Annotated in this window: 15 protein-coding genes, 3 tRNA genes, 1 rRNA gene and 2 pseudogenes; 4 read left to right on the forward strand and 17 right to left on the reverse strand. The window is 44.6% G+C overall.

What is annotated here, in order from left to right:
* Positions 1 to 13 precede the first annotated feature (13 nt).
* From HQN90_RS24680 to galA, 7 genes and pseudogenes are all read right to left on the reverse strand, one after another.
* Positions 14 to 970 carry an ABC transporter permease gene (locus tag HQN90_RS24680; RefSeq protein WP_173223648.1) on the reverse strand — a complete coding sequence of 319 codons (957 nt, stop codon included), beginning with the start codon at positions 968 to 970 and terminating at the stop codon, positions 14 to 16.
* A gap of 15 nt (positions 971 to 985) precedes the next feature.
* A complete protein-coding gene (locus HQN90_RS24685) occupies positions 986 to 2,791 on the reverse strand; it encodes a sensor histidine kinase (protein ID WP_173223650.1) in 1,806 nt (601 codons plus the stop codon).
* Positions 2,788 to 3,804 carry a response regulator transcription factor gene (locus tag HQN90_RS24690; protein ID WP_079418587.1) on the reverse strand — a complete coding sequence of 339 codons (1,017 nt, stop codon included), beginning with the start codon at positions 3,802 to 3,804 and terminating at the stop codon, positions 2,788 to 2,790. Before HQN90_RS24690 ends, HQN90_RS24685 begins: the two co-directional genes overlap by 4 nt.
* Positions 3,805 to 3,976: 172 nt before the next feature.
* Positions 3,977 to 4,081: pseudogene (locus HQN90_RS38365) on the reverse strand (glycoside hydrolase family 95 protein); the annotation flags it as partial.
* A 24-nt stretch (positions 4,082 to 4,105) separates the two neighbouring features.
* Positions 4,106 to 5,668, reverse strand: a complete 1,563-nt coding sequence (locus tag HQN90_RS24695) for a type 2 periplasmic-binding domain-containing protein (RefSeq protein ID WP_173223652.1) — start codon at positions 5,666 to 5,668, stop codon at positions 4,106 to 4,108.
* A 142-nt stretch (positions 5,669 to 5,810) separates the two neighbouring features.
* Positions 5,811 to 6,998 (reverse strand): alpha/beta hydrolase family protein, encoded by a 1,188-nt coding sequence (locus HQN90_RS24700; protein ID WP_173223654.1) that lies wholly within the window; start codon positions 6,996 to 6,998, stop codon positions 5,811 to 5,813.
* A 31-nt stretch (positions 6,999 to 7,029) separates the two neighbouring features.
* Positions 7,030 to 9,402 (reverse strand): beta-galactosidase GalA, encoded by a 2,373-nt coding sequence (galA, locus tag HQN90_RS24705; RefSeq protein WP_173223656.1) that lies wholly within the window; start codon positions 9,400 to 9,402, stop codon positions 7,030 to 7,032.
* Positions 9,403 to 9,548: 146 nt separating this feature from the next.
* On the opposite strand from galA, the gene HQN90_RS24710 reads away from it, so the two are divergent.
* A complete protein-coding gene (locus tag HQN90_RS24710; protein ID WP_173223658.1) occupies positions 9,549 to 10,379 on the forward strand; it encodes an AraC family transcriptional regulator in 831 nt (276 codons plus the stop codon).
* Positions 10,380 to 10,700: 321 nt separating this feature from the next.
* Here the strand turns inward: HQN90_RS24710 and HQN90_RS24715 are convergent, their stop codons facing one another.
* From HQN90_RS24715 to HQN90_RS24735, 5 genes are all read right to left on the reverse strand, one after another.
* Positions 10,701 to 12,260, reverse strand: coding sequence for a response regulator (locus HQN90_RS24715; RefSeq protein ID WP_173223661.1), 1,560 nt, complete (start codon positions 12,258 to 12,260; stop codon positions 10,701 to 10,703).
* Entirely contained in the window at positions 12,238 to 14,151 is a 1,914-nt protein-coding gene (locus HQN90_RS24720) for a sensor histidine kinase (RefSeq protein WP_173223663.1), read from the reverse strand. Before HQN90_RS24720 ends, HQN90_RS24715 begins: the two co-directional genes overlap by 23 nt.
* Before the next feature lie 128 nt (positions 14,152 to 14,279).
* On the reverse strand, positions 14,280 to 15,983 hold the full coding sequence (locus HQN90_RS24725) for a type 2 periplasmic-binding domain-containing protein (protein ID WP_173223665.1): 1,704 nt from the start codon (positions 15,981 to 15,983) through the stop codon (positions 14,280 to 14,282).
* A 14-nt stretch (positions 15,984 to 15,997) separates the two neighbouring features.
* A complete protein-coding gene (locus HQN90_RS24730; RefSeq protein WP_173223667.1) occupies positions 15,998 to 16,885 on the reverse strand; it encodes a carbohydrate ABC transporter permease in 888 nt (295 codons plus the stop codon).
* Between the two features lie 15 nt (positions 16,886 to 16,900).
* Positions 16,901 to 17,869, reverse strand: a complete 969-nt coding sequence (locus HQN90_RS24735) for an ABC transporter permease (RefSeq protein ID WP_173223669.1) — start codon at positions 17,867 to 17,869, stop codon at positions 16,901 to 16,903.
* A gap of 339 nt (positions 17,870 to 18,208) precedes the next feature.
* On the opposite strand from HQN90_RS24735, the gene HQN90_RS24740 reads away from it, so the two are divergent.
* Positions 18,209 to 18,664 carry a hypothetical protein gene (locus HQN90_RS24740; protein WP_246362818.1) on the forward strand — a complete coding sequence of 152 codons (456 nt, stop codon included), beginning with the start codon at positions 18,209 to 18,211 and terminating at the stop codon, positions 18,662 to 18,664.
* A 754-nt stretch (positions 18,665 to 19,418) separates the two neighbouring features.
* On the opposite strand, the gene HQN90_RS24745 is transcribed toward HQN90_RS24740, so the two are convergent.
* The gene (locus tag HQN90_RS24745; protein WP_173223672.1) at positions 19,419 to 19,787 is read right to left on the reverse strand and encodes a DUF5412 family protein; all 369 of its coding nucleotides are present in this window, start codon (positions 19,785 to 19,787) and stop codon (positions 19,419 to 19,421) included.
* Between the two features lie 86 nt (positions 19,788 to 19,873).
* Here HQN90_RS24745 and HQN90_RS24750 point away from each other — a divergent pair, with 86 nt between their 5' ends.
* Positions 19,874 to 20,422 carry a polymorphic toxin type 44 domain-containing protein gene (locus HQN90_RS24750; protein ID WP_173223674.1) on the forward strand — a complete coding sequence of 183 codons (549 nt, stop codon included), beginning with the start codon at positions 19,874 to 19,876 and terminating at the stop codon, positions 20,420 to 20,422.
* A 31-nt stretch (positions 20,423 to 20,453) separates the two neighbouring features.
* A pseudogene (locus HQN90_RS40140) lies at positions 20,454 to 21,519 on the forward strand (tyrosine-type recombinase/integrase); the annotation flags it as partial.
* Between the two features lie 229 nt (positions 21,520 to 21,748).
* On the opposite strand, the gene HQN90_RS24760 reads toward HQN90_RS40140, so the two are convergent.
* From HQN90_RS24760 to HQN90_RS24775, 4 genes are all read right to left on the reverse strand, one after another.
* Positions 21,749 to 21,830, reverse strand: a tRNA-Leu gene (locus HQN90_RS24760).
* 12 nt (positions 21,831 to 21,842) lie between these two features.
* Positions 21,843 to 21,914: transfer RNA gene (locus HQN90_RS24765), tRNA-Gln, on the reverse strand.
* 16 nt (positions 21,915 to 21,930) lie between these two features.
* Positions 21,931 to 22,003, reverse strand: a tRNA-His gene (locus tag HQN90_RS24770).
* A gap of 127 nt (positions 22,004 to 22,130) precedes the next feature.
* Positions 22,131 to 22,253 (reverse strand): 23S ribosomal RNA (locus HQN90_RS24775); the annotation flags it as partial.

The following is a 22,253-nucleotide window of genomic DNA, read 5'->3' on the forward strand; positions in this document are numbered from 1 at the left end:
CCTGTGGAACAACTTAGTATAAGCCTTCTCCGGTCGTTTTCCGGCTCAGCATGTTGCCTGACATAAGTAAAACCAAGCCAACAAGTGATTTGAAAAGTCCGATCGCTGTCGTAAAGCTATATTGATGATCCATTAAGCCTGCTCGATACACATAAGTGTCCAGAATTTCGCCATTTTCACTATTCAGCGGGTTTAAGAACAGAAATACTCGCTCGAAGCCGAAATCTAGAAAATGCCCGATATGCAGCAAAAGTAAAATGGTGATCGTCGGAAGAATTGAGGGGATCGTAATGGCAAGGACCTGACGGAAGCGCCCTGCTCCGTCCATTTCGGCCGCTTCATACAAATCCGGATTAATCCCCGCAATCGCAGCGAGATAAATAATCGTGCCCCATCCGCTATCCTTCCATATCCCGGTTCCAATCAGAATGGAGCGGATGTAGCTGTTCTCGCCTAAGAAATAAATGGAGTCTAAATGGAACCGCTCAAGGACTTGATTGATCAGCCCCGTAGACGGTGATAAGAGTCCCATGATAATGCCGCCAACAATGACCCATGAAAGGAAATGAGGCATATAGATGACGGTCTGCAGGACTCGTTTATAGCGATTTATCCGAATCTCATTCAAAAGCAAAGCTAGCACAATAGGGATTGGAAAGGCGAAGACGAGATCATATAAGCCAATGAGCATCGTATTTTTCAAAATATTCAGAAACTCGGGGTAAGCAAATAAACGTTTGAAATGAACCAAGCCTACCCAAGGGCTCCCGGTTACACCTTTAAAAATATTGTAATTCTGAAAAGCAATAGCAGAGCCTAACAAAGGTATATATTTAAAAATGGCAAAGTAGAGCAGCCCAGGAATGGATATTACGTACAATGGCCAGTATTTCTGGATAATTGCCCGCTGCGAGCGTATATTCGCCAATCGATACTGTCGTTGTCCGGCAGAAATCGTTTTCGATGCCATCTATTTTTCCCTCCTTCATTTTTTGGGCATCATCATGATTAATTTGGTCCCTTGATTGATCTGGCTCTGGATCTTCAAGCCATATTGCTCCCCAAAAACCATTTGGATTCTGCGATGCACATTGATGATGCCAATGCCGCCTATCTCTCTGTCAGACTCGTTCTCGTGTTCGGCAAGCCGGTTCTCCCGAAGCCTCTCACGCAGCTCTTGCAGCCTATCCTCCTGAATGCCCGCACCGTTGTCTTCAATACTGATCCAGAACATCGCATCGTCCTCGCCTGCATGAATGCGGATATAATGGTAGTCCTCCAGCCCATCCGGGAAAGCATGCTGAAACGTATTCTCCACCAAGGGCTGCAGCGTCAATCTGACCATGTTGTGAAGCAAATAGGAGGGATCTATTGCGACATCAATATCGAATTCCCTTCCGATCCGGTGCTTCATCACAACCAGATAGTGCAAGACATGCTTGAGCTCATTGGCAACCGTAATTTCTTCCAGATGCGTCTGAACAGAATAACGCAGCATATAGGCCAAAGCCTTGACGATTTCCGTTATTTCCTTACTATCTTTAATCACGGCATAACAAACGATCGTCTCCAGCGTGTTATACAAAAAGTGGGGATTAATCTGAAGCTGCAGAGATTGAAGCTCCGCCTTCTGCCTCTCGATGCTGCTCGCTTGATCTCTTAATTCCGCTTGATACACTTCATCCACAAGCTCCGCTAGTCGACTAACCATGAGATTATAGCGGCTAATCAGCTCCACAATTTCATCCCGATGATTCGGCACAGGCAGGATCGCCCAATTGCCCTTCTCTGTTTCGCGCATAGCGCTCTTCAGCCTGCGAATCGGATCTGTAATCGTTTTCCCAAAACGGATAGCCAGCCACAAAGCGAGAACAAGCGTAAAGCCTCCAACAATCATGGTCGTCGTCCGAATCGTATCCGCAGGCTTGCGCAAGTCATCGACAGACAAGGACACAACAAGCCGCCAGTTGCCATAATTGGATTTCCGGCTCATGAAGACACGCGATTTCCCGTCCATTTTAGCTGTAAACGCATCGTTTCCCGCTTCAAGCACCTGATGCTGAATGGATTCCGGCATAGCCTCGCCAAGCCGATTGGCATCTGGATGATAAACGTAGTTGCCTTGCCCGTCGGCAATGAAGAAGTAGCCATCGCTTTCCAAATCGATGCCCTTCCAAAGCTCGGACAGCTCGGCAGCACGCAGCTCTATGGAAAGAATTCCTTTAGGCTCTGTAGAAGAAAGCCCCCGAATGCGCCTGACAAGCGTCAGCATCGCATGCTCTTGCCCTGGTATAATGCTATAGTTCAGCACATTCAAGCTGCCGGTCGTTGTCGTATTGGCTTGATAGAAGGCCAACTGCTGCTTAATCTGCTCCTTCGTAAACGATTCCGCAGTAATCCCGTTATACATATACATCGCATTCCCATTGAAGCTTAACAGGAAGATATCGGATATTTCCGGGCTTCGGATGAACAGCGGGTCGATACTCACTTCTTTGATCAATTTGCGGAGCTCATAATAGGGATATCCGGTTTCGCCTTCCGGCAAATCAATGAACCGTTTAATATCGTTGCTGTTGAGCAGTGAAACCATCAAGCGTTCATAAGCCTTCAGATATAGATCCGTATGATGGACGGCGCTGCCCACAACTTGCGTCAACTGCTTGTCAACCAATTGGTCCAATTGCCTTGAGGATGCCTTGTAGGAAAAGTAGCCTACGCTTGTCAACGAAATCAGAATAACGACCAAATAAGAAAGAAACAATTTTTGAGAAACGTTGCGATTTTTCATTTGATGCCCATCGAAGCACGATATTCCGAGGGAGACATCCCGAAGATTTTCTTAAAGGTTTTGGCAAAATGAGGATAATCCTCATACCCAACCTCAGACGCAATATCCACTGTTTTCTTATGGGGAATCGATAGCAAGTCCTTCGCTTTTTCCATTCTTTTGTTGATGCGATAGCTGATGAACGTCTCGCCTGTCATTTTTCTAAACAATGTACTGAAATAAGTCGGTGTAATCCCGACCCTGTCCGCAACCTCTGACAAAGTAACTTCGACGGATAAGCGGGTATCAATATAGACCCTTGCTTCTTCCATGGGGTCCTTATAATTGCCTCGTCTTACAAACAAAATATTATCGATGACCGCCTTCATCCGGCATTCAAACGACTGAAATAAATCTGCTTGAGTAGGCGCATGCAAAGGGTCCAGCAGCTCAGGGATCAGCGCACGCTGTTTCTCCTGAAAGCTTTTACTGACCATAAGCAGCACTTCATTCAAGAGATATTTCAGCTGTTGAACGGGCAAATGGCCGCAATTCGCCTTCCACTCCGTCATGAGATCGGCAATCTCATCGGTCTGAAGATTCCACAAGCTCTCTTCCAGCCGCTCCACCCATGCGACCAGACGAGAAACCGGAATAAGTCCCTGTGACTGCGTCCTTAGAATCTGATCCAGCATTTCGTGAATATCCGGCGGGGTAACCGGTTTTAACAAATAATGCTTAACCCCGTATGACAAACATTTTTGTGCATAGTCAAAATCGTTATAACCGGAGATCACGACTTTCATCAAATAGGGATGACTCTCATGAAGAATCCGGCAAAGCTCCAAACCATCCATTTTCGGCATACGGATATCAGTAATAAGCAGATCTGGCTCCATCTGTTGGATGCGATCCAGCGCTTCAACCCCATTGACAGCCAATTCGATCGCTTGGAAAGATTGTGTATATTGCTGTGCCATTTTCATCAATCCGCTTCGAATCATCGGCTCGTCATCGACAATGAGCAACCGCATGGAGCCAAGCACCACCTTTCAAACCTTACGGAGATATGTTCAACTTTTCTACACCGAACCGTCTACTTCCTTCATTCCGAAAAAAGGAAGCGTTATCAGCGAACCGGGATGAACGGGATATCGTCCGTTTACTTTAGCTTTCATAAGCTTTCCGTCCTCAGCTTAAGCGTCAGACAGCAGCTCCGATTCTCCCGTTGCCGGAAGGCAAAGCCTCCCTCCATAAAGAACGCCACCAAGAAGCAGGGTAATTCATGGAGATGAGATGTTTCGTGTTCATGGAATGGATTACCTCCTTGCGTTCTTACGAGCGATTCGTCGAAACAATAACGCCATTTCCTTTTTTGTAACGTTCCGTAGCTTCTTTAATCATCTCGTTTCCGCCTTTATTTTTATATTCTTCAATGACCTTCGGCCAGTCCGCGATCTGTTCCTTGCCATAAATCATTTTGATCATATGATCGATAATGAGTTTAGGACCTACATCATCACCTTGAGGGGCAATATCCGGATATCTGGAGAACGTTTCAAGCGCTGGGACGAAACGGACCGAACCCAAGCCTTCTTTGGAAACAATCGTGTCCAAAGCCTGCATCATATCACGCCCTTCCGGTGTCAGCTCTTCTTTGGCTTTGTTGTATTTCGCATCGTGAACAAACCAGAACATCCCTCTGAATCCATCTTCGTCAATATCCTCAGGTTTCGTAGGAGGCGTAAATTTCACCTGATTGTTCTCCATCGTGTACGTGTCCCCTTCGATACCAAAGGAGAAATATCGCTCTGCTTCCGGTGTCGTCATCCATTCGAAGAAGCGAATGATTTGGATCGCTTTCTCCTTGGATACTTTGCTGTTGATGTAGTAGGACGTATTAATGCTCGAATACAGCAAGTGGCCTCCTTGATTCTCAGGCCCGCGAGGAGAAGGAATAATATCGACTTTGGCAGCAGGAACCGCTGTTTTAATTTTATTGCGGTAGTTAGACAAGCCTTGTGCGTTGGCTGACCACATCCCGGATTTGCCGGATTCGATATTTTTACCATAGTCGGTTGATGAGATCGAAGCGAAGTCCTTCGGAATCAAGCCTTCATCGAACATCGTTTTATAGCTTTGAAGGGCCTTGGTCATATTCTCGACATCAAAAAATTTCGGTACAACTTGTTCGCCTTGAACCTCAAATTGAGACGGAAGAACATCAAATGACCCCAAAATGGTATCCGCATATTTAAAGTTCTCGCGCAGCTGGTAGGGGTTTTCAACGCCTAGTTTTTTGAAAGCTCGCATGACATTCAAGAATTCATCTACCGTTTTTGGCGCTGCCAGACCGGTTTGGGCCAGCAGATCAGAACGAATAAATGTGGCGCGTCGCGATGGATTGGATAACCAAGATGGGATGCCATATACTTTGCCATTGTAGCTTGTTTCTTGCCAAGCCTCTTTCGGTACCGCTTTCATAATATTCGGTGCGTACTCCTTGAGCAGATCATCCAGCGGCATGAACACGCCGGCTTCAACGGAGCCTGACATTCCCTTCGTGGTAGCGCCTCCAACATTTTGCACAACATCGGGAATTTCATTGGAAGCAAACATCAGCGACATTTTGGCGTCGAAATCCTTGAGCGGTATCATTTTGAAATCCAGATCTGTGTTGGACAGCTCCTCCAGCTTCATAACCCATTTTTCTTTATTTACGTCCGCAGATTTCTCCGCATATTTATTGCCTGATGTCGTAACCGACATGGAAAACTTCAGCTTTTCCTTTGCCTTCGCCGTTTCGCCTTTCTTCTGATCGGCAACCTCTGAACTGCATCCCGCAATCATACTGATCGCCAAGACACCGATTCCTACCTTACCCCATAACGGATTCATCGAGCCCACCTCTTATTCAAAATTTGACAAGCAAACGCTTGTTACCCCATCATAAACTCCACACAAGTTAAGTGATATGTATTTTCTTACACTTTGCTTGTGTTTCCTTTCAAAATGGGGTGAGCATCTCCACCGTTCAAGGCTAAATAAACGTGCGCATTTGAATTGGCGTACTTACTACGTTGCCTCGCTCATCTGTCACTTGAATGAAATAGGCTGCTGCTGTATCCGCTAGCGTCGCATGAATTTCATTAGCTGCCAGCTCCAGCTGTGCATCCTTGAAAGACCACTCTACATTAAACCAGTCCGCTATATCGGCAGCATAACAACATACTGCTTTCACTATCGGAGCATCGGAGGAAATAACAACCTTCACGTTCATTCCACTTCTCTCTGGCAGCGAAAGCTGGGGCAGCGATGGCCCAGCTTTCGTGATATGATCCGCGAACTGGTAAATTTCTTGCGGCTGCCATCCTGCGGAATGTGAATGTCGGAGTCCAAACTGCATGCTGAGATTCGTAGGACTGACTCCCTGCTGCGATGCTAAATAAGATTTGCTGAATAGCTGCAGCGGAAAGTGCGGATCATGACTCCCGTTCACCCACAGCATCGGTATCGAAATCCGATGGAAATACGAAGAGGGGTCCCACAGATGCTTCGTCCGTTGTCGATCCTCAGGCGGCATATCTGCAAAGCTCTTCCCATATTGATTCCCTGCTTCGTACAAATATCCGCAGCCATATACGGGAATTGCGAACGAGAAACGATCGTCCACGCCAGCAACAAGGCTTGTGACGATCCCGCCCCACGAAATGCCGTGAACCCCTATCCGCTCCGTGTCCACCTGATCGAAAGCGCGCAAAATAGAGTGCGCCTGAATGACATCCGCAGCGGCATGATACATCCATTGATCTTCCACAGGCAGCTCATAGTCTTTGAACTCCCCTTGGCGGGCCGGACCGCTCCATTCGTGTCCTGGCCACATACCGTCACTGTTTTTAACAGTACCGATATGGCCCTCCAGATCCATGGCGATGGCCGCATACCCCTTATCAACCCAGATGCGAACCCACTCTTTGAAAGCTGTTCCCCCGCCTCCATGAACAAGGACGATACCAGGAACCTTGGCCTCTGAGCTTGACTCTGGGATCCCATAATAAGCAAAAACACGCGTTGAATTTCCTTGGTAAGGCAATCCTTCATAAAAAATCGCTTTAATTTCGCCCTCTTCGAATTCAGGCGCGGAGTACACAGGTCCTGCCTGATAAAGGGCCTCAAGATCCCAAGGCACAGATTGGTTGGGCAAGTTGACATCATCTTTTGTTCCCATTGTCTACATCCTTTCTTATGACCCTGTTCATTTAACGAACGGCTATCTTTATTTCGGCTGACTTCAGCCCAGAGGAAGTACCTCTGAGCACGATCTCGCCTGCCTGTGCATGAGCTTGAATCAGCGCCAGACAATATCCGTTAAAGGCTCGGCGTCGATTCGCTTTATCCGGCTCATGGCTGCTTGGATTGCCGTTTCCTACCCCCAAGAGAAGTCCTGGGCCCTCCACTTCAAATAGCACTTCATTATCCGCAGTCGGAACCACGCGCCCCTGCGCGTCCAGAATCGATACTTTAACCAAAGATACGTCCATCCCATCGGCTTGAATGTCTTGGCGGTCAGGCTCCAACTGAATGCTGGCAGGCGCACCTGTCGTTTGAAGCTTTTTCTCGGCAACTGGCTTCTTATCCCTGTAGGCAATTGCCCTCATTTCGCCAGACTCGTAAGGAACCTTCCATTCCAAATGCCCTGCAGGTATCATCGGCATTGTTCCTAAGCTTTTTCCATTCAAGCTGAGTTCCACCTGATCTCCATTCGAATACACCCAGACATCCATCAGTTCCCCTTCTCTTCCTGCCCAGTTCCAATGAGGGAGGATATGGACCATGGGCTCTTCCGTCCAAACCGATTTGAGATAGTAATAAACATCCTTCGGGAATCCGCATATATCCATAATGCCAAAATGAGAAAGCACACAAGGCCACCTATACGGGGTTGGCTCGCCCCTGTAATCGAATCCGGTCCATATAAACACGCCGCTCAAAAAAGGATGCTGCAGTAGATCGTTCCAAGCCTTTTCGACCGTACAGGACCATGATGGCATGAGGACGCCCTCATAGGCAGGACAATAGCCTCTCTCTTGATCCACTTCGTAGATCCCGCGTGTTGTTGTACTGCTGGCACTTTCACTTCCTAAAATAATTCGCGAGGGATAGGCGTAATGGTCCGTTACGTCCTGAGCATTGCGCTGACCATAATTGTATCCGACAATATCGACTTGGTCACTATATCCTTCTCCATTCCAGCCATGGTTCATGGCTGCAAGTGTAGGCCGTGTTGGATCAAGCTTGCGTGCAACTTGAACGAGCGAGCGGAGAACCCGCGCACCTGTTATTTTCCCTTCGAGAATTTCTTCATTCTCCAGGCACCAAGCAATAACTGATGGATGATTGCGATCCCGCATAATTAAGCTCTGCAGCTCCGCAATTCCCTCCGAAGAACTATCCAGCTTGCGATTCTCATCCATGACCATCAGCCCTAATCGGTCGCACATAGCTAGCAGCTCAGGCGATGGCGGGTGATGCGCGCTGCGGTAGGCATTGCAGCCCATTTCTTTTAACAATTGAAGCTTATACGCTATTACGCGATCTGGCAAGGCCACGCCGACACCCGCGAAGTCTTGATGGTTGCAAGTCCCTTTAAGGAGCGTAGGCTTGCCATTTAGGATAAAGCCTTCTCTCGTAAAAGCAATTGTCCGAATGCCAAAGCTCGTTCTGTACGTATCCACAGTTGTGCCCTCTACGATGACTTCCGTAAGAAGCTCATACAAATAAGGATGCTCCGGTGACCACAGTCTAGGTTTTGCAACGGATACGAGTTGGTCAACTTGCTTCTGATCGAGCTGGGCAATCGTCACTTTCTCACTGACAAAGCCCACAGTAACACCCTCAGCATCCTTGACCGTGGATTTCAGTTCACATGCCTGATCTAGCTCGTATTCGTTATGCAAACGTGTTTGCAGATGAATATCAGCAATCTCATCGGATACGTAAGGTGTTGTCACATAAGTTCCCCATTGCGCGACGTGAAGCCGATCCGTTTTTTGCAGCCATATATGGCGATAAATGCCTCCTCCTTCATACCACCAACCTTCATATCGGTTTGCATCTACTTTAACAACAATGACGTTATTTCCTTCATCCCCATACCGCACAATATCCGAAATATCATACTGAACACTGCTGTAGCCGCTATTGTAAGTTCCAATAACATGGCCGTTAATCCAAACCGTGCTAATCCCCATTACGCCATCAAAATGAAGACTTATCTTTTTCCCTAGATCATGAGAAGGCAGGGCAAACAGCTTGCGATAAACGCCAATTCCCGTCGGTAAATAGCCATGGCTTGCTGGACGGCTTCCCAGATTCGGGTCATTCATGAAATTGCCTTCCACAACCCAATCATGCGGGATTTTCACCCGACTCCATTCCTTCGGGATCGCGGACTCCGCTGATTCTTGATCAACGTAAGCAATGTCGAGCCATTCCCCTTCTTCCCGCTTCCCATTATCCGTTATCCCTCCCGTCATGCCAGCCTTTACGGCATACTTGATGGGGATGTCACCTTTGTGAAAAAACCAATCGTTATCAAAGCTTTCCCTGCTTCTTGCTTGTTGAGCTGCCATATAGACTCCCTCTTCCCTGTTCGTGGATATAGTTTTAATATATATAACTATATTGATAATTATATAATTGCCACTAACGAGCAACAATCAGAGGATATTTATGCTAATATAATAAAATTAACATTATTCATGGGATGGTGGTTTACATGCGGCGTTTTTTCTGGAATGTGCTGACCGATATTGACTATCATTTGCCACTTTACCTTGTCTCCACTGGTTATTGGATTCATCAGCCACAAGTTATGCGTAAAGAGGGATACAAAGGCTTTCAATGGATTCAGTGCTTTGATGGTCAGGGCATGCTAGAAATCGAGGGATCCACACTACCTTTGTCCAAAGGTCAAGGCATGCTTCTGTATCCGGGGGTGCCTCATCGCTATTATCCGCTGGTTGAGCCTTGGACCGTTCAATGGGTAGAATTTAATGGGAATTTTGCCGAGCCGCTTCTGCAATCTTTGAACTTTCCGAAATCGCTGGTGCTTTATATAACAAAGCCGGAGATTTTATTGGCTAGATTTAATGAAATGAACAGCCTTTACAGTCTTCGAACATCCATGTCCAGTTACGATGGATCGCATCTCCTATATGGACTGCTGTTGGATTTGTTTCGTCACACGTCCACCTCCGACACCCGTTCCAACCATGAACAATACGAGCATTTGAAGCCTGTCATTGACTATATTGAAAATCACTATGATCAGCAGCTCACACTGCAAAATTTGGCCGATCAACTAGCCGTGACTCCTCACTATCTGTGTGTGTTATTCCAAAAAACATTAGGTACAAGGCCCTTCGAGTACATCAACCGGTTTCGCATCCGCAAAGCCAAGGAATTTCTTCAGCAATTTCCTGCCTTAGAAATTAAAGCAATCTCCCGCAAAGTCGGTTTTGAAAGTCCCAGTTATTTTATTAAATTGTTCAAAAAAAACGAGGGTATTACGCCTAAAGAATTCAGAGATTTGCATGCAATCACGTGATGTTCTTACACTTTCATTATTTTCCGGGTGTGCTTTTACTTAAGCAAGCCTCGGTTTGCTGGAGTTGCTTCTTGGAAACCTGCAAGGATGAAATTAGCATTTACTCTGGGTACATTTGCGGGGATGCAGCCATCTTCGGAGAGTGAGACTGCCTTTTCGGCAGGCTCAAAGTGGGTTCGACGCTTTTTCACTTCTGAGCCGGCCTTTTCGGCGGGCTCAGCCTACTTTTGCGGGGTGGCAGCCTTTTTCGGCGCTTGAGACTGCCTTTTTTTTGGGCAGGCTCAAAGATCCAATGCTTTTTCACACTTCTGCCCCCCAGCTCTATCCGTGCTTCATCACGTGACCTTGATCCCGAAACTCCTGCGGACTTACGCCTTCTATCTCCTTAAACACACGGCTAAAATGCTTCGTATTCTCGAAGCCAACAATATCACTGATCTCATACACCTTATACGCTGTAGAGGAAAGCAATTCCCGCGCTCTATCAATGCGCAGCTTTTTTAAATAGTTAACGAAGCTCTCGCCGGTGAATTCCTTAAACGCCTGACTGAAGTAGGAATAGTTCAAAGACACATGATTGGAAACGATTGTCATGTTCAAATCCTTTTGATAATTGTCCTGCATATATTGAACGGCCTTCTTCATTTCCTTATGGTCGATGTGAAACGACTTCATGCTCTTCACATAATCATTGAGCCGATGCAGCAGCCCTTCTACACTATGGAAATAATCGTGGAAGTAAGTAAAGTTGGCGATATCACCGACTTTTTTGAACAGCCGAAGAATTTCCACCGACTCGCCGCCATAGATTTGAAATATTTTATCAAAAACCAACTCATTAAACGTCTTGCTAATCGCCTCCAAATAGGAAATATCAAACCTAACCACCGTCTGCATATCAAGAACCTCGTGCAGCAGGCTGGTCATTTCCTTGTCGCGATCACTGCCCAGCATGTTCCCGATTTTGCGGATCGTTTCCACAGGCACCTGAAACTCCCTGCTTTTATGACGAATACTTTCATAACGGACTACACCTGGAACAGAAAGCAGAAAGGTATAGATCAGCGCTTGCTGCGCTTCCTCATGGGATTTATGCAGATTGGCTATACCGCTGGTGTACTCACTGAGTCCCATCCGATAGGAAAAGTAACTCGATCCCATAATACGATCAGATAAATAGTGGAACAGCTCCCGGTGCTTGGCAATGAGAACGAGCTGGTTCTTCTTCTCATACACATGGGCACGCTGCTCGCGGCATCGTTCAGGCGCATTGTTGATTTCCGCTTGAATACGCGCGAGAAACTCGGTGTGTCCCATCTCATCAACGGTTCCTGTATATTGCAGAATACCGAATTGAAAGCCTTCATCCAACCAGCCCATCTCGATACGCTGCAGCTTGCTTTGCAAGTCCTCTTCCTCCAGATGCGGATGACTAAGCACATAGCTCAACTGGCTTTCTTGAAAAGCTTCCAACTGATGGCTCGAACTCGTCAACTGCTCCTCCCTCAGCGTAAGCTCTCTCTCTAGACGTAGTATCGTACGGGACAACTCATCGCGGATGATCGGCTTCAAGAGATACTCCTTCACATCGCAGCGAATAGCTTCCTTCGCATATTGAAAATCATCGTGTCCGCTAAGGATAACAACGACTGGTTTCAAGTTTAACTCCTGAATTCGGTTAATCAGCGCTATCCCATCCATCTCAGGCATGCGTATATCCGTAATAACAATATCAATCTGAGAATTCTCAATCACCTGGAGGGCTTCTTTGCCATCGCTTGCGAACTCAAACGCATAGTGATCCGGGAATTCCCGTGCAATCATCGCTTTTAGGCCAAGACGAATATTTTTCTCATCATCAACGATAAGCAATTTTCTCATCAGCAGACATTCCTCCAGATAAAATCAGATAGGGCAGCTTCATCATGACTTGTGTGAATTCGCCCTCTGCACTGTCAATTGTGATCCCGTATTCTCTCCCATAATACATCTTAATTCGTTGACTCACGTTGCGCAGACCAATCCCATTCCCCTCATTTTCCTTCGGTACATAACGACTGTACTTCAGATGAAAAGGGCCATCCTCCATCACCATCTTCTCATGAAGCTCGCCAAGCTTATCCCTCGACATGCCTGCCCCATCATCCGTGATCTCGATCATCATTGTATTATCCTTCTTGCAAGCTCGAATGCTAATTGTGATTCCCTCGCGTCTTGCTCGATCTATATACATCCCATGTTTGACGGCATTTTCAATAAGCGGCTGCAGTGACATCTTGAGCACTTCCTGCTCCATATAGTCCTCTGGAATATCAAGCTTAAGCTCCAGCATACCGTCATACCGTATATTCATGATCGCCATGTAATTTTGGATATGTTGGATTTCGTCACGCAGGCGTACATGATCCTTCGACCATTTCAAGCTATAACGCATCATTGAGCCGAGGGAGGTTAAAGCATCAGAGATCGTATACTGCGCCTCGACTTCCGCCATCATTTTCAAATTTTCCAGCGTATTATAGAGGAAATGGGCATCAATTTGATTTTTGAGCGAGTTTAGCTCCGCTTCCTTCTTGGACGCTTGCTTGTTCACCGCTTCCACAATCAGTTCATTCATCTTCTTCAACATTTGTCTAAAATGATGGGCAAGCTCGCCAACTTCCCCTCCCGCATCCATATCAATGTACACATTCAAATCTCCTCGGCGAACCTTTTTCATCGAATCGCGCAAAATGTGCAGCTTTTTCAAAATAAGGGACTGCAAGAAATACGTGATAATAGACAATAGAGCAATCAGCACTACGGCTGCGGTTATAAATAAATTACGGGCCTTTTGGATCTGCGTAACCGGCTTTTTCAGGGAGACAACATTCAGTAAATGAGCTTCCAGCTGCTCAATCGGTGTGGATAAGATGAGATATGGCGTATCCCCTACCGTAAAATTAAAATGAAATGCCTCCTCGTGGGAGCGTGCCTCCCATTCCCGATGAAGCTGCTCCAGATCCATGCCTTGAAAGAAGTCATTTGCCGTATCCGTGAAAATTCGCCCCGTGCGATCCACAACAAGCATGTGAGATTCACCGTCTTGAATCGGACTAAACGTCTTCTGAAAAAATTTATCAATCAGCATATCCACTTCAAGAATACCGACATGCGTATCACTCGGATAATAAATTTCCCTAAGCAAGGATACATAAGTTGAAGCTGCCTCGCCATCCAGCGTATCACGCTTCATGACATCCTTCTCATTCTGCAGAATTTCCCACCAAACAGCGCCTTTCTTAGCGACTACACGCGGATACCACGTTCTTCCGGCAACCCGGCTTTCTTTGAAAATGACCGGCCAAATTTCCATCGTTTTCGGATTATCTGTGAATAAGCGAACATTGGCAATAATCGGGTTATTGAACATCAGCCTTTGCAAATTAGAAAATGTATTCATATTAAAATCGACCAACTCACGCACTTCCAGCTCGCGGGCATTTTGCAAGTAATCAATTACTTCCCGATCAGCTATCGAAAGCTGCGCCGTTCTCCCTACAATTTCGATATTATTGTGAATGTTCGCCTTTTCGCTTTCCAGCATATACTGATTTTTCTTCAACGTATCCTGAAGCGTATTTTGATAAAAGCCATTAAACAAATACCAGGAAAACAAAATGATCGGAATTAAAATAATTACAATATACGCCACAATTAATTTGGCTTGGATGGAAATACGGCTAGTCAGCTGGGTAATCCTGCTCTTTCCTCTGCGTAGCGCGTCTCGCATGACATCACGTCCAATATCTATAGGTTCTAACCCTCTTATCTTAATACAAAATTTACCTGAGAGGGATACCTTTGCGGCGAAAAACCCGAAAGCCCGTGTAAACCGGGTTTTCGGGCTTGCTTTTGGCTTTACTTCGAGAATTCGGCAATCTTTTTAGTATTCGATTCAAATTCCTTTTGCTCATAGACTTGAACCTTATCCAGTCCAGCTGCAATCCGATCCTTTTGGAATTTATCAAAAAGCTGATCAAATTCCGCATCCGATTTGGTTAGCAGCAGCTTCGGCAAAGTTTTGCCCCAATTCTGAGCAATCTTGCTGTTGGCAATTCCTTCGACAGACGTACCTGTCGGGATAATATTGTCATATTGCGATAAGCTCTTCGTTTTGCCTTTCGTCCACTCTTCCGGCTGCTTAATCGGCTCTACGCTTGGCGGAGACCACTTCAGGTTCATATTGGTATCCATCAGCATCCAGAACGTATAGGATGAGCCATATTTTTTGTCAAAAGAAGCACGATCCTTGTTCAGCAAATCAAGCACTTCCGGCTTAAATTGTTCCTTGCCGTTGATCGTATCGTAGCTTACCCCTTTTTCCCCTAAAAATAGATCCTTATTTCCTTCTTCACTAATCAAATAACTTAAGAATTTAATCGCTCTCGCCTTATCCTTCACATCCTTGGAGATAAGCGTAACCGTCCAACCAGAGATGCCAGGTCCTGCAAGAACAGGAGCATCTTTCTTCGAATTCGCAGGGCCATCCACAGCAATGTAAGCTGTATTTGGATCTTTTTGATACAAGGAAATATTTTGCTTAGCCAAATCTGAACGTTGGTACAGCATCGCAAAGTACCTGCCTTGGGCAACTTTTTCTTCGATTTGCGGCCGTTTGTCGATAAAAATATCTTTGGACAGCAAACCCGTCTCATTCGCTTTGCGGAACGTTTTGAGCCAGCTCACGAATTCCGGATCTGTCGAGCGGTCATACAGCTTGCCATCTTTCTCATAAGGAATCGCCAGAAAGTTCGCCAACATAGATGAGTTTTGATTCGCATCCAGCAAGGAATAGTTGCCTGTGTCCCCGAATTCATTTAAACCAAGCGGGATGAGAGGCTGTCCATTAACTTCCGGGAACTTCTCTTTCGCTGCCTTCAGCGCATTAAGGAACCCTTCCGGCGTTCTCATATCTGGCTTGCCGATCGCTTCATACATATCTTTTCGCACTAAAAACGTTTGATTGGAAACAAAGTTCTCTCCATACTTTTTATAATCCTGTGTAGAAGAGGAAGCGTTCGGATAACCATAGAAATTGCCGTCTTTTTGTGTGTACCAGGACGTTTTGGCAGGGTCTGCTACTTTGAAGAAATAAGGATCATACTGCTTCGCGAGTTCATTCAATGGCAGTACCATATTGCCTTCGATCATTTTTTTCACCGCATCCTCATACCAGCCCAGTGTAATAAAATCAGGCAGCTTGCCGGATGCGATCATCGTATTCAGCTTTTCGTTTTCATTGCCAGCAGGCACGATAAAATTAACACTTACCCCTGTTTTCTTCGTTATGTATTGGGAAGTTGGGTCCACGCCCCATTTGTTCGGGAACCAGGAGAAGTTCAGATACCAATCAAACGTAATCGGCTTCGTATCTGATTTCCAACCTTCCTCCGCTTTCGCTGCGGCCGGTACGGCAGTTTGCTGTGCAGCCTCAGTTGACTTCGCAGGCTCTGGACTCGCCGTGTTGGTCGCGCCTTTATCCGTGGAACAAGCAGTAATTGAAACAGCTGTAAACAAAGCAAGCAGCGTAGTCATCGTTTTGCGTGATTTCCTAATGAACATTTGCGTTTCCCCCATTATCCTTTAATCGAACCAATCATGAAACCCTTAACAAAATATTTTTGCAAAAATGGATAAGCAATGACGATCGGCAGCGTAGTTACCACCATAGTCGCCAGTTTAATGGACTGAGAAGATACCGTCTTGGCAATGCTTCCCGTTGTAGCGGCAACCATTTGGTTGGAGCTCGATTGCGCTACTACGCGGTACAAGTAGGTTTGTATCGGCTGAAGCTCGCTTTTGTTAATATAGATCATCCCTGTAAAATAATCATTCCACTGATACACCCCATGAAACAGCGCAATCGTAGCAACCACGGGCATGGAGACCGGAAGGATGATTTGATAAAAAATTTTAAAATCATTCGCCCCATCAATTTTCGCCGCTTCCTCCAGCGCATCAGGAATTTCCCGAAAGAAGGAAAGAAAGATGATAAGATCAAAAAAACTAAACATCGCCGGAATAATATAAACCCAGAAACTGTCGAGCAGTCCCAAATCACGAATGAGCAAGTAGTACGGAATCAATCCTCCACTGAAAAATAAAGTAATCGTACCGATTACCATATAAATCGGTCGTCCAATCAGCTCCCTACGCGAGAACGCGTAGGCGACCATCGCCGTAAAAAATACATGGACAACAGTACCGACCAACGTTTTGGCAACAGTGATGCCCATGGCGAGCATGATGCCGTCGTTGGCGAACACCGCCTTGTAGCTGTCCAAGCTGAACATCCGCGGCCACCAATAAATGCCTCCGCGCATAGCGTCATTCCCATCGTTGAAGGAATTGACTAGCACATACCAGATGGGATACAGCGTTGCGAAGCATATCGCGAGCATCAGCACATTATTCGCTTGGTCGAATGCCACCTCTTTGAAGGTTCTGCGTTTTAATGAAAGCAAAGACTTAGCACCTCCTTAAAATAACGATGTATTATTCAACCGCTTCGTAATGAAATTCGCCGAGAGAAGCAATCCAAGTGAAATCAGCGATTTAATTAGTCCGACTGCTGTAGCATAAGAAAACCGGCTTTGCTGAAGCCCCGTTTGATACACATACACGTCAATCACGTTGCTAGCGCTCTCATTGAGCTGATTTTTGAGCACCAGAATTTGATCAAAATTCGAGTTCAGGATGCCGCTGACGGCCAGAATAAACAAAATCGTAATCGTTCCCATAATCGATGGAAGCGTAATGTAGAACATCTTCTGAAAGCGTCCAGCGCCATCAATCGTCGCAGCCTCATACATCTCCGGAGATACCCCGGACATCGCGGCCAAATAAATAATCGCCAACCATCCTAATTCCTTCCAAATATCAGAAGTGATAATGATGCTCCAGAAATAGCTGGGCTCGGCCAAATAACTGACAGGCTCCTGAATCACATTTAAGGCTAAAAGAATTTTATTAATGATGCCTACGTCCGCCAGCCAAGTCGCAAGAATTCCACCAAGAATGACCCACGAGAGAAAGTGCGGCAGATACGAAATCGTCTGTACCAGCTTTTTAAATCCGATCGAACGTACCTCGTTCAAAAAAAGAGCAAAAATAATAGGCAGCGGAAAACCAATCACTAATTTCAGCACACTCATACCCAGCGTATTCTTAATGACATAACCTAAATTGTCGTCATCCATAAAAGCTTTAAAATGCTCCAACCCGGCCCAAGGCGCTGCAGAAATCGACTTAATGATATTAAAATCTTTAAACGCAATAATAATCCCATACATCGGCACATAGTTGAAAATGATCATCCAAGCAATTCCCAGCAGCGCCATCGCTTGCAAGTAGCGTTGCCCATACATTTTGCGAAGCAGCCTGGATGCGGTGTTTTTAGCAGCTGCTGACTTATGCGCCGGAATAGGAATATCCGCATCTGTATCCATCTTAGCCGTACCTCCATACCCATCTAAGTGTAAGCACTTTCACTTTACTTATTGTATGTGTTTCCTGCCAACGATGGTAGGCTTCAAATTTCAGCTATGGGTGCCGTTTTTCAGGTTGTTCTGGCTATTTCTTTTTCTTCGAATCGCTCAGTGATTTTCTTAATGTACTCTTCAAGGAAGTTTGGATCATTGGGATCTAATTCTAACCGCCGATCTGTAAACAGGTTTTCTCAGTCGTTATTCACTGATTATGCCTAACTTCTCTTTCACCTATATCCACTGTTTTACATACATTGTTTCTAGACAAATGACTATTGCATTAAAATCGGAGGAAAATGAATGAGTTATTCACAATCACCCTGCAATACTTCTCACGTATTGCAGGAAGGATCAAGAGATCCAGATAATATGCAAATGATGTCCTACCCTATCCTTATGGATGTTAGACAACTAGCTCATAACCAAATAATGATGACTTATAACCAACCAACTGATTTAGCTTCAGCGACTAATATTTCTAATTATTGGATAAGAAGTAATATGTCTATGCCTGCCAATTTTGCTAGTGTCGGTATGGGGGAGATGCTTACAAGAGAAAACACCATACGTCATGACATGGGAATGATATCACCTTTGGACAATTCCAAAATGAGATTTGTTTTGACTTCTAGAACTAACGCTTTCTCTGGTGTTCTTTATGTAGTACTCCCTTGTTTTGTCAACCTAGAAGGAAGAACAGGTTTCACAGGGGCAAACTGGGGGCCCTACAGTAGGAACTTCTTTATAGGAATGTAATCATATCACCTAAGCAATGTGGCCAATCAAAGGATAGCTACTGACATAGAATATTGTGAAGTTTTCTTTTGGTTATCGTTTCAATAAAAAATGTCCTTAGCATTTAGTTACTTGCTAAGGACATTTTTTTGTAAACCTCAAGATAAGGAACATTATCTTGTAAATAACTTCTAGCGGGCAAGAATCCAGTCGTATCAAGGAGTTCGAGACATGAATATGAATTAGCCCGTATCTTCCGAGTTATAGAAGCGAAATATTCTTGACCAAAAATTTTGTTTTTCAATGATCTCATCGCTGAGTTCCCTCTGAGGCTATAAGTTGACAGAATCAATTGTTCATACCAGCATATTTTATATATGGATTATCGACTAGCACGTACTCAAATCAAGTAATGCTAATGATCGTTCAATGTTAATTGCTTCAACTCAGACAAAAGATAAGTTTTTATTGAATACTGAATACAGTATCTCTGGTTTTCTCGTTGGTACAACCGTGAATAAAAAAACTGTGCAAATTCAAGGCCAAACTGAAACTAATCATGTCGAACTACCTGTGCTAGTCCCTGATAAAGAACTGGTATATTCAATACCCCATGAAGAATAGTTTCGTAAAAAAGGAAAATGCCCCGATCCTCGCCACACGGGGGAATTTTCATACTCACTCCGCTATTCCTCCCGTCCCTGAAGGTTGACTGCTGATGCATCAGATTCCAAAAGTTTCTGCGTTCCCGTAATTGTGAAGGACAAGTTAACTCTTATCTTTTCGATGTTCGACGCCAATCATACTTATCTTTCTTCACATTCAACTCATGACCATTAATAATAACCGTATGATCATTTACCCAAGAAAGTTCAGAACTCGATTCCTGGTAAGCCCAATAAATATTTTTACTAGATGCCGACCTATTATTGACCAGTTCTCCTCTGATTGCAAAATCGGTAGTCGCTCCTCCGTTTACTAGATATAGATTTACTGTATAGCTCTTTTCAGGCGACTCTAGTATTTTCACTAATTCCCCCCTGGGTAAATGACCCAGTGAGAAAAAGAAATAGTAAATCGAGTAGCCTATCAAGAGGACAATTACACAAATCGTAGCAAGACTAATCATCAAAAATCTCTTCATTCTAGCACCTCGCTCAAGATAATTTGGTTTACTTATCCAATTTTACCAAATATAATAATAAACAATCTACTAAAGGAGGAAAATACATGTTAAATAGGAAAAAAATACTATCTTTACTAGTTACACTCGTCCTTTTTGGTTCTTTAAGCAACACCGCTTTTGCTTCAGTCATCCAGATAACGTCAGAGTTTTCGTTAAAAATGAGGCAAAATGCCGCCTATATGGCATACTATGCTTTAAATGATGCGCAACAAGGTACATATCCAATAGGAACAGGTCAAGAGTTCGCTAGCAAAGTACCTTCCGGAGGACCTTGGGATTACAAAAAAGATTACAAAAATGCTGATGGCTATGGGTTCGGTGGTAACTGGATGCGTGGCGAAGACATTGGTAATATGCACTACGGATACGTTGGACCCATGAATAAGTATCTGTTGATGTTGTCGGAAAATGAATGTTGCAGTGAACGGTTAGTATCTATCGCTGCTCGTCACATCAAACTTGCACTTGAATATTTGAATCGCAAAACCTCGATTGAACGTAAGCAGACCAATTTATCTGAAATTGCAAAATTAAGAGAAGAAAGAGATGCTTTGATTAATCAAGCAGTTTGCATTGATAACAATAAAAACTAATCGAACTCATTACATCCAATTATAATCAAAATTGACGTTTGGAACGAAAGAGAATGGTAAACCACAGCAATACAAAAAAAGCGGCTTTAAAACGAAGCAAGCAGCTCAGAGATCCATCAATCAGCTTGAACACTCCTTAAACCACTGGAAGTTATATAAAGCCAAGCAAGCTAACCTACAAGGACTATATGACCAAGCAGTATCTCGAAGATAAGCTAACCAAGGTCAGGCAACGAACGCTAGATACTTATACGTGGCTTATAGAAATCATGTATTGCCCGCACTTGGAAACATCGAATTATCTAATCTAAAACCGATGCATATTCAGCAGTTATATAACAAGTTGACCAAAGAGAAAAATATATCTGATGAAAATATTCAAAAAATCCATACCTTGATTAATGATTAATGATTCTTTAAAGAAAGCAGAGCGTTGGAGCCTGATAGCGAAAAATCCCGCCTCCTTGGTTGATCGCCCTATGGCAGTCAAAAAAGAAGTTACTGTATGTACAATCGTTTCTAAAGCATTCTGAGGGAGCCAGCAGATATTCCATCCCTATCTTATTGTACTTACCACAGGTATGCGTAAAGGCGAGATATTGGGCTTACGTTGAAAAGATGTTGATTTTGAAAAGAATTGCGTCAGAATTACCCAAACAGTTAGCAACGATGGCAAAGGAATTTTACCCTACACCAAAACTAAATCTGGAGCAAGGACGATTGATTTGCCTGAAGAAACGATCAAACAGTTAAAGAAACATTCCTTGCTCATTTGCCGCGAAAAACAAGAAGCAGGGCAAGATTACTGTGACAACGATCTCGTCGTTTGCAATGAATCTGGTATGCCAGCCAATAGCAGCAACCTACGAAGGATTTTCCGTAACATCACAAAGAAAGCTGGAAATCCTCGCATCCGTTTCCACGATATGCGCCACACTCATGCAACATTGCTATTACTGCAAGGAGTAAACCCTAAAATCGTCTCCGAAAGATTAGGACATACCGATGTCCGTATAACCATAGACACCTACAGCCATTTACTGCCTAGCATGCAAAAAGAGACAGCACAGAATTTCGGGAAAATGCTATTTGATGATTCTACATCTGACAATGGAACACCAACAGAAAAACCAAAAGAAAAAATAAAAAATGGACCGCGCCTTTTATTAAAGGGCATGTCCATTACAAGTCTAAATTAGCGAAAAAAATATTCTTGACCATTTGGTCGGAATTGGTCACTTTTTATACCTTGCAAAATTAAATACAAAATCCTAAAAAAGCAAAAAACCCTTGAATATCAAGGGTTTCAGCATTTTAAAACTGGGATGCGGTCGGAGGGATTTGAACCCTCACGCCTTGTGAGCGCCACCCCCTCAAGATGGTGTGTCTGCCGTTCCACCACGACCGCTTAAAGGGTAAACTGGGGATCTAGGATTTGAACCTAGGCATGACGGAGTCAAAGTCCGTTGCCTTACCGCTTGGCTAATCCCCATTAGTTAAGGGAAAAGGGCGACCGATGGGACTTGAACCCACGAATGCTGGATCCACAAACCAGTGCGTTAACCCCTTCGCCACGATCGCCACAGTAGGGATTTATTCCCTGAAGACTAGATACGAAACATACGTAAAGTTAGATGTTCTTAGGATTTCTGTGTCCCAATCAAGTACTTGGACAGCTATAAAGCATATCCTCACTTGCTTGGGTACTTAGGTTAAGCCCTCGACCGATTAGTATTCGTCAGCTGCATACGTTGCCGCACTTCCACCTCGAACCTATCAACCTCGTCGTCTACAAGGGGTCTTACATACTGGGAAATCTCATCTTGAGGGG

Source organism: Paenibacillus alba, from assembly GCF_013204855.1.
GTDB classification, from domain to species: domain Bacteria; phylum Bacillota; class Bacilli; order Paenibacillales; family NBRC-103111; genus Paenibacillus_E; species Paenibacillus_E alba.

Bases quoted from the DNA above. Each gene is read 5' to 3' on its own strand.
- HQN90_RS24710 (WP_173223658.1), top strand. From the start codon at position 9,549: ATGCGGCGTTTTTTCTGGAATGTGCTGACCGATATTGACTATCATTTG.
- HQN90_RS24680 (WP_173223648.1), bottom strand. From the start codon at position 970: ATGGCATCGAAAACGATTTCTGCCGGACAACGACAGTATCGATTGGCG.
- HQN90_RS24745 (WP_173223672.1), bottom strand. From the start codon at position 19,787: ATGAAGAGATTTTTGATGATTAGTCTTGCTACGATTTGTGTAATTGTC.
- HQN90_RS24735 (WP_173223669.1), bottom strand. From the start codon at position 17,869: ATGGATACAGATGCGGATATTCCTATTCCGGCGCATAAGTCAGCAGCT.
- HQN90_RS24685 (WP_173223650.1), bottom strand. From the start codon at position 2,791: ATGAAAAATCGCAACGTTTCTCAAAAATTGTTTCTTTCTTATTTGGTC.
- HQN90_RS24720 (WP_173223663.1), bottom strand. From the start codon at position 14,151: ATGCGAGACGCGCTACGCAGAGGAAAGAGCAGGATTACCCAGCTGACT.
- HQN90_RS24725 (WP_173223665.1), bottom strand. From the start codon at position 15,983: ATGTTCATTAGGAAATCACGCAAAACGATGACTACGCTGCTTGCTTTG.
- galA (WP_173223656.1), bottom strand. From the start codon at position 9,402: ATGGCAGCTCAACAAGCAAGAAGCAGGGAAAGCTTTGATAACGATTGG.
- HQN90_RS24750 (WP_173223674.1), top strand. From the start codon at position 19,874: ATGTTAAATAGGAAAAAAATACTATCTTTACTAGTTACACTCGTCCTT.
- HQN90_RS24690 (WP_079418587.1), bottom strand. From the start codon at position 3,804: ATGCGGTTGCTCATTGTCGATGACGAGCCGATGATTCGAAGCGGATTG.
- HQN90_RS24695 (WP_173223652.1), bottom strand. From the start codon at position 5,668: ATGAATCCGTTATGGGGTAAGGTAGGAATCGGTGTCTTGGCGATCAGT.
- HQN90_RS24715 (WP_173223661.1), bottom strand. From the start codon at position 12,260: ATGAGAAAATTGCTTATCGTTGATGATGAGAAAAATATTCGTCTTGGC.
- HQN90_RS24700 (WP_173223654.1), bottom strand. From the start codon at position 6,998: ATGGGAACAAAAGATGATGTCAACTTGCCCAACCAATCTGTGCCTTGG.
- HQN90_RS24740 (WP_246362818.1), top strand. From the start codon at position 18,209: ATGAGTTATTCACAATCACCCTGCAATACTTCTCACGTATTGCAGGAA.